We start from the raw sequence: 7,086 nt of genomic DNA, 5'->3' as shown, positions 1-7,086 counted from the left end.
GCAATGGGGCTCGTCCTGACCGCGCCGATCTGCGCCTTACAACGTTCATCGCAACCTCCAAACTCCTGGTGTTGCGACGACCGTTTGAATCCGCCAAGTATGCCGGCGTCGCTATCACTGCCCCGTTTCCGGCTGCCCTCTTAAGTAAGAAGAGCGAGCCCCACGGCGGTCGGCAGCGCGGCCAGACCCAAGCTGATCGAGCAGAAAGACGGCTCATCACAAGGGTCAAACGCTGCCAATCGCCGTGGTTGCAATGGTAAAAGTTCCTCGCTGACTGACTGGGGGCACCATGGTTAAGGCATTTCGCAATGTGATCATGGCACTTACTTTTTTAGGAGTTGCCGGCTGCAACATGTTTTGGAATTTCATGAATGACTATATGGCCTGTGGCCTTGCGCTGGCGGCTTCAGTTGCAGCCGGCTTTTGCGTTGAGCGCATCTTCATTGAGCGGTCCCGTCGGGAGATGATCCGCCTCCACGGCGCGGACTGGCATTCGGCGGAGAACCGACAGCTCGACTCATGAGCGTCACCCGTCCCGCGCTCGTCGTTTTCATCATCCGATTGTTCGCCTTCGACCCGGGGGCCTAGCCCGATGATCAAACCGGTCCATCCATTCCGGTTCGCTCGCATCGAGCGCCTGCGAGAGCTGCTTGAACGAGACTCCGAAATGGCAGTTGATCCGAATGCGGGCGTGAGCACCACGAAGCTGGTGAGACCCGATCCGCCAATGCTCGATGCAGGTTTGAAACTCGGTCGTGATCCAGGAGGGTGCGAACTGGGTCCTTCGAGCGCTACGGCACCGCAACCGGTCAATACGCCCGAGGAGCATCACGATTTGGAAGGGCGATGACTATAAGCCGACCCCCGAGGTAGGGGGATGCCGAAAGCGAACTCCCGCCTCCCTTGGTCCTTACCGCTTTACAATGTTGCCACAGGGGTCTCGTCGTAGTCGTCACCATCGCCGCCAGCAAGGTAGGCAAGAGGAGCGATCCGAACTAAGTCGGGCGCGAGGCTCAACGGCAACAGCTGGCGGAGAAGCAGTGCATGAGCTGGCAACCTGCTGATTGAAGGCGGCCCCATGTGGGGTCCCTCACCGGACGGCAGGTCGCCACTGGAAACCAGCACTGTCTGCACTGGCGATGTGGTCTCGAGAACCATTTCGAGCTCGCCATTGCCGAGCTGACGCGGCGGCAACTCATGGCGGGAGTGGACAACACAGCCAAGACCGGCAAGCGCGGAGCATCAAAGGACCCGCGCGAGCACGATACCTTCCTCGAGTGGTACCTCGGCGAAGGTTGCCTCGAGCACAACGTGCTCGCGCCTATCGAGCGCCCAACGAAACTCGTGCCCAAAAGTCGCGCGCCGATGCGGATCTCGTGGTGAAAGATCAACGAGCTTTCTTGATTTGCCGTCGGGATCGGAGCGGCGGGCGAAGGTGAGGGCGGATCTTTTTTGCGACGTGCCCGGGTTGTGCCCCAGACTTTCCGGGGCACAATGTGGGGGAAGCGAGTCGCTAAGTTATTGTAAATTCTGGAGTAATGGTGGGCGCACAAGGGATCGAACCTTGGACCTCTCCCGTGTGAAGGGAACGCTCTCCCGCTGAGCTATGCACCCGAAACCATCATGCAGGCGACCCGAGTTTCGGCCGCCGACGCTTTGGAGCCCGCGATTTAGAAGTGCGGGCCGAAGGTGTCAAGTTTCGAGGCGCTGCCGGACCGGAAAACCTTCTCCCCGGACCCGCAATTCAGCGGTCAGACTGTATTGGGGCGGCTTACGCGCCCTGCTGGCGGGCGCGGGAGGCGTGGGCCTGGAGCGCGCGGATACGTTCGGCCAGTGTTCCGCCGCCTTCGGGCAGGGTGCCGGCGGCCGTGCCGTTGGTCGGGGCGTCATTGGCCGGGCGCGGCGCCGGCCTCGGCGGCTGGCCGGCCTCCGCCGCGAGCAGGGCCTCGATTGGCGAGTTCGGTCCTTCGAGCTGCATCGCGAGCTTGGCCACCTCGGCGGCGATGTCGTTGATGCGTTCGCGCAGCAGCGCGTTCTCCATCCGCTCGGTCGCCCAGGAGCTCTCGGCCTGTTGCTGGATCGCGTTGATGTCGCGCTGGAGCTTGGCGCGCTCGTCGCGGGCGGTGCGGAGCTGCTCCTCCAGCGCGGTCTTTTCCGCGCGGATCGATTCCATCGCGGCCGACGATTTACCGCCGCTCAAGGCCGCGATCTCGACGCGCAGCTCCTTGATGGTGCGCTCGTTGCCCTCGTTGGCCTGGCGGAGCTGGTTGTTCTCATAGTCGCGCTCGGCGAGCAGCTTGCCCTGCGTGGCAAGGCGTCCCTCGAGATCGCCGACGCGGCCCGACAGCATCTCGGCCTCTTTCACCTGCAGGATGAGCTGACGATCGAGGTCGGTGACGCGCTGGCTCAGATTCTCGACGCGGCCGCGGGCGTCGCCGAGCTCGCGCGAGGCGGTCTCGGATTCGGTGCGCTCCTGCGCCAGCCGCGCCTGCGTCGCGGCAAATTCCTTTTCGGCGTCGCCGACGCGGTTCTTCAGCTCCTCGATCTGCGCACGGACCACAACCAGCTCGACCTGACGGCTCTCCGCCATCATCGAGCGGTCGGACAGTTCGGAATTGATCTTTGCGAGCTCGCCCTGCTTGTCGGTCAGCGCGAGCTCGGCGGCACGCAGGGCTGCGGTCTTGGTGTTGAATTCCTCTTCGGTGGCGCGGAGCTGCTCCTTCACCGCCTTCTCGCGCGCCTCCAGCGCGAAGATCGTGGCGTTCTTCTCGCCGAGCTCGATCTTCATGCGGTTGATGGCGTCGCTCTTCTTGCCGAGCTCGGCGAGCTGGCTCGTGGTCTTGTTCTTGAGCTGGTCGACGCTCATCTCCAGCCGTCGCGCCGACATGGCGAACTCGGCGCGGAGCTGGTCCTTGTCGGCCTGGATCTCGGCCATCGACAACGGCGTGGCGGCCTCGAGCCGGCGGGTGGTCAGGCGCACGGCGCGGTTATGCACCAGCGGCACGATCGCAAGCCCGCACAGCATCGAGAGCAGGAAACCGATCGCCAGGTACATGATCGGTTCGACCATGGGCCAGAACTCCCAAAGCTAAGGAAAAATTTACCAAGGACATTGCATGCGGGGCCGGCAAAAAGCCAGCCCCGACATGTCGTTAACCTTGATCCGTCGCCGGAGGGGAAAGCGGAACGCTAGAACGGGTTCCAGGTCGCGCGCGGGGTGAATTTCAAATAGCCGATATTGGCTCCCAGCCGCAGGCCGAGGCCCGAGCGGATCGGCACCAGCACGATGTTGTTGGCGGTGAGCGCCGTCATGCCGAAGCCGCCGATGATATAGGCCGAGCCGTCGAGGCCGGCGAAGCGCTGGTAGATCGCGTTGGTGGCGGGCAAATTATAGACCAGCGTCATGGTGCGCGCGCCGTCGCCACCCCAGTCGAAGCCGAGCGAGGGACCCTGCCAGTAGACCCTGAGGTCGCCGGCGTTCTTGGTGTAGAGCGTGCCTTCGCCGTAGCGCAGGCCGGCGACGAAAGCGCCGGATCCTTCCTCACCGAGGATATAGCCGTTGGGCAGGCCCCATTGGCTGACCGCCTTCTCGATGATCGAGGCGAGGCCGCGCGAGACGTTGCCGAAGAAGCGGTGGCCGGCGTTCACAAGTTCGTCCGGCCCATAGGTGCTGGGCGTCTGGGTCCGCTGCGGCGGCGGCAAATCGGGCGGCGGCGGCTGCTGGGCGGAAGCCGGAATGATCCACCCGACCATCGCGGCAAGCGCGACTGCGGCAAGGCGTGATGCGAAAGTCATAAAAGAACCCCTGGTATCGAATCCGGTCGCTTCCTTAACCTGACGCCAACAGGCACGGCTCTAGGTTGCGCCGGATGTCCCCTCGACTCGGATGTTATCCGCAGCAACTATGACGGCACAACGGCAGGAAGCCAGCCCTTTGCGCCCCGGAATTGCCTTGATCGGCCTTCTGGTCTGCATGCTGTCGGGCATTTGGATCCTCTGCATGGGGTTGCCGGCACAGGCGGCCACCACCGAGCGGATCGTCGTCAACCGCTTCAGCGGCGTGGCGATCGAGGGCTTCGACCCCGTGGCCTATTTCGTCGATGGCGCGGCCGTGCAGGGGACGGCCGAGTTCGAGGCGAACCTGTGGGGCGCGGTCTGGCGCTTTCGGAACGAGGGCAACCGGGCCTCTTTCCTCGCCCATCCCGAGGTCTACGGGCCGCAGTTCGGCGGCTACGATCCGGTCGATATCGCCCGGGGCGTCACCATCGCCGGTAACCCCCGTTTCTTCGGGATCGCGGCGCAGCGGCTCTATCTGTTCAGCCGGGAAGCCAATCGCGACGCCTTCGCCGCCAATCCCGAGCGCTTCCTCTACGAGGTGGGCAAGCGCTGGCCGGCCCTCGAGGACAAGCTCAGCCAGTAGGCCCCTTCACGACGTCAGAGTCTTGCCGCCTGCGGGTCACCCCAGGCGATGAACTCCGGGATGATGAAGCCGGCATCGTGCCGCTCGCCGAAGCGGAGCGCGCCGCCCTTGCCGTCGGTCACGCTGCCGCCGGCCGCGGTCACGACAGCGTAGCCGGCCCCGACGTCCCATTCACAAGTGGGCCCAAAGCGGGGATAGATGTCGGCACTGCCTTCCGCGATCCGTCCGAATTTCACGGCCGAGCCGACCGTCTTTCTGACGGCGCTGGGGCGGTGATCGATGAACGCCTCGGTTCTGGGATCGCCATGCGAGCGGCTCACCGCGGCGATCCAGGGCTCGCCCCGAGGCGGCAGCTTGCGGGTATGGATCGGCTCGGCAGCGCCGATGGTCGCGCCGTCAAACCCGACCCGCTCGGCGCCGCGGCCGACGATGCCGCGCCAGAGCAGCCCGAGTGCGGGCGCGCTGACGATGCCCAGCAGCGGCACGCCCGATGTCACGAGGGCAAGGTTGACGGTGAACTCGTCGCGCCCGGCCACGAACTCCTTGGTGCCGTCGAGCGGGTCGATCAGGAAGAAGCTGTCGCGGAACGGCGGCGAGGCGAGCTGGGTCCGCTCTTCCGAGAGCGTCGGAATGTCGCCCGCAAGCTGCGCCAGCCCGTCCGCGATGATGCGGTCGGCGGCAAGGTCGGCCTCGGTCACCGGCGAGCCGTCCTGCTTGCCGTCGACCCGCATCGCCATGCGGTTGACCGCGAGGATGGCTTCGCCCGCCTTCACCACCAGCGCGGTGAGCGGCTCCATCAGGTGGGAGGCGGCCGCGCCGTCGATGATCCGCTTCACCTGCATGCCTCATTCATCGGTAATTCCATCCCTACGCGAGTGATTCGCCGCGGCATTAGGGCCGCTTCGAACCGATCGCAAGCTAGCTGCCACGGGCTTGCGAATGTTAGAACCTGCGGCATTCGTCAAGCATGCTTGATTCGCCGCGTCCGCGCCGTGCAATTCCAGGAACCCTTTATGTCTGACGCTTCGTCACCCGCTACCGTCACCGCTCCAGATGCGCTCGAACTCGCTGCGCTGCTGTGCTCGCGGGTCTGCCACGATCTCATCAGCCCTGTCGGCGCCATCGTCAATGGGCTCGAAGTGCTCGACGACGATCCCAAGCCCGACGACCGCGAGTTCGCACTCGACTTGATACGCAAGAGCGCGAAAACCGCCTCCGCCCGCCTCCAGTTCTGCCGCCTCGCCTTTGGTGCGGCCGGCTCGTCCGGCGCGCAGATCGATCTCGGCGATGCCCAGACCATGGCGCGCGGCCACATCGAGGACGGCAAGTGCTCGATCACCTGGAATCTGCCGAGGATCTTGCTGCCGAAGAATCGCGTCAAGCTGCTGCTCAACATGCTGGTCGTTTCGCAGCACACGATCCCGCGCGGCGGCACGCTGACGATCGATCCGATCGGCGAGGGCGAGACGATGAGCTTCCGCATCACCGCGACCGGACACAATGCGCGCCTGCCGCAGAACATCTCCGAACTCCTGAGCGGCGAGCGCGGCCCGGCCGCGGATGCGCACGCGATCCAGCCTTATTATACGCGGCTGTTGGCAGAGGCTTGCGGGCTGACCGTGAGGCTCGCGCACGAAGGCGAGGCCATCACCATCATCGCGTCGTAGACACGAAGCCGCTCTCAAACGTTAATCGAATCTTTACAAGGCGCTTCGGCTTGTCCGGAGCGCCTTATCTCTTTGTTGATTCCGTTCTTTTCCACATACTCAACCAATATTAAACGCTTTGCGGTGAAGCTGGCCCCATTCCGAATTGGCGCATCACGTCTTGTGTGCGCGCCCTCCCTGTATGAAGGCCTGTTTTCATGGATGATCTGTTGCGGGAGTTTTTGACGGAAACCAGTGAGAGCCTGGACACCGTGGACAATCAGCTGGTGAAGTTCGAGCAGGAGCCGAACAACGCCAAGATCCTGGATAACATCTTCCGGCTGGTCCACACCATCAAGGGCACGTGCGGCTTCCTCGGATTGCCGCGGCTGGAAGCGCTGGCGCATGCCGGCGAGACGCTGATGAGCAAATTCCGTGACGGCATGCCGGTGACGGCCGGCGCGGTGACGGTGATCCTGGCCTCGATCGACCGCATCAAGGAAATCCTGTCAGGCCTCGAGGCGACCGAAGCCGAGCCCGAGGGCACCGACCGCGATCTCATCGACAAGCTGGAAGCGATGGTTGAGCAGGGCATGGCGGCCATGGCGGCGGGTGCTGCTGCTCCCGAGGCTGAAGCGCCGCCGCTGGTGCCGGAAGCGCCTGTCGCCGTTGAAGCCGCGCCGACCTCCGGCGTGCTGGCCGACCAGACCCTGGAGCGCCCGCTGCGTCCGGGCGAAGTGTCGCTCGACGAGCTCGAGCGCGCCTTCCGCGAAACCCCGATCGAAGTCCCGGCCCCGGTTGCCAAGGTTGAGGTCAAGGCTGAGCCCGCACCCGCCGCTGAAGCTCCGGCGCCTGTCGCCAAAGAGACCAAGGCGCCCAAGGAGAAGGCCGCGCCGAAGAAGTCGATCGCCGACGAGGGCGCCGCCGAGGGCGCCAGCATCGCCAACCAGTCGATCCGCGTCAACGTGGATACGCTGGAGCATCTGATGACCATGGTCTCCGAGCTGGTGCTGACCCGCA

The 7,086-nt window shown here is 64.5% G+C and carries 10 protein-coding genes and 1 tRNA gene; 7 read left to right on the top strand and 4 right to left on the bottom strand.

The genetic code is table 11. The annotated features are described in order from the left end of the window. The 4 genes from ABIB90_RS41360 to ABIB90_RS41345 all read left to right on the top strand — a co-directional run. A partial coding sequence (locus ABIB90_RS41360) for a hypothetical protein (protein WP_354202954.1) occupies positions 1 to 260 on the top strand: 260 nt, incomplete at its 5' end. 29 nt (positions 261 to 289) lie between these two features. Beyond that, positions 290 to 523, top strand: a complete 234-nt coding sequence (locus ABIB90_RS41355; RefSeq protein WP_354202953.1) for a hypothetical protein — start codon at positions 290 to 292, stop codon at positions 521 to 523. A 69-nt stretch (positions 524 to 592) separates the two neighbouring features. After that, positions 593 to 850, top strand: a complete 258-nt coding sequence (locus tag ABIB90_RS41350) for a hypothetical protein (RefSeq protein ID WP_354202952.1) — start codon at positions 593 to 595, stop codon at positions 848 to 850. A gap of 230 nt (positions 851 to 1,080) precedes the next feature. Next, complete coding sequence (locus ABIB90_RS41345; RefSeq protein WP_354202951.1) at positions 1,081 to 1,383, top strand: hypothetical protein; 303 nt, start codon at positions 1,081 to 1,083, stop codon at positions 1,381 to 1,383. A 156-nt stretch (positions 1,384 to 1,539) separates the two neighbouring features. Here the strand turns inward: ABIB90_RS41345 and ABIB90_RS41340 are convergent. The 3 genes from ABIB90_RS41340 to ABIB90_RS41330 form a co-directional block, all read right to left on the bottom strand. Continuing rightward, positions 1,540 to 1,614 (bottom strand) — tRNA-Val (locus ABIB90_RS41340). Between the two features lie 157 nt (positions 1,615 to 1,771). Then, positions 1,772 to 3,070: a coiled-coil domain-containing protein gene (locus tag ABIB90_RS41335; RefSeq protein ID WP_354202950.1), complete on the bottom strand. Its 1,299-nt coding sequence runs from the start codon at positions 3,068 to 3,070 to the stop codon at positions 1,772 to 1,774. Between the two features lie 119 nt (positions 3,071 to 3,189). Next, entirely contained in the window at positions 3,190 to 3,795 is a 606-nt protein-coding gene (locus ABIB90_RS41330; protein WP_027565201.1) for a DUF1134 domain-containing protein, read from the bottom strand. Between the two features lie 139 nt (positions 3,796 to 3,934). Here ABIB90_RS41330 and ABIB90_RS41325 point away from each other — a divergent pair, with 139 nt between their 5' ends. Next, positions 3,935 to 4,420, top strand: a complete 486-nt coding sequence (locus ABIB90_RS41325) for a YHS domain-containing (seleno)protein (RefSeq protein WP_007600526.1) — start codon at positions 3,935 to 3,937, stop codon at positions 4,418 to 4,420. 14 nt (positions 4,421 to 4,434) lie between these two features. Here ABIB90_RS41325 and ABIB90_RS41320 read toward each other — a convergent pair whose 3' ends face one another. Continuing rightward, complete coding sequence (locus ABIB90_RS41320) at positions 4,435 to 5,262, bottom strand: 3'(2'),5'-bisphosphate nucleotidase CysQ family protein (RefSeq protein ID WP_354202949.1); 828 nt, start codon at positions 5,260 to 5,262, stop codon at positions 4,435 to 4,437. A 171-nt stretch (positions 5,263 to 5,433) separates the two neighbouring features. Between ABIB90_RS41320 and chpT the strand changes: the two genes are divergently transcribed. Together chpT and ABIB90_RS41310 are read left to right on the top strand one after the other, a co-directional pair. Then, positions 5,434 to 6,087: a histidine phosphotransferase ChpT gene (gene chpT, locus ABIB90_RS41315; RefSeq protein ID WP_007600529.1), complete on the top strand. Its 654-nt coding sequence runs from the start codon at positions 5,434 to 5,436 to the stop codon at positions 6,085 to 6,087. A 197-nt stretch (positions 6,088 to 6,284) separates the two neighbouring features. Beyond that, a partial coding sequence (locus tag ABIB90_RS41310; RefSeq protein WP_354202948.1) for an Hpt domain-containing protein occupies positions 6,285 to 7,086 on the top strand: 802 nt, incomplete at its 3' end.

It is taken from the genome of Bradyrhizobium sp. JR4.1, assembly GCF_040548605.1.
GTDB lineage: Bacteria > Pseudomonadota > Alphaproteobacteria > Rhizobiales > Xanthobacteraceae > Bradyrhizobium > Bradyrhizobium canariense.
Note: the sequence above shows the minus strand (reverse complement) of the source record. Positions and strands in the feature narration are given on the sequence as shown.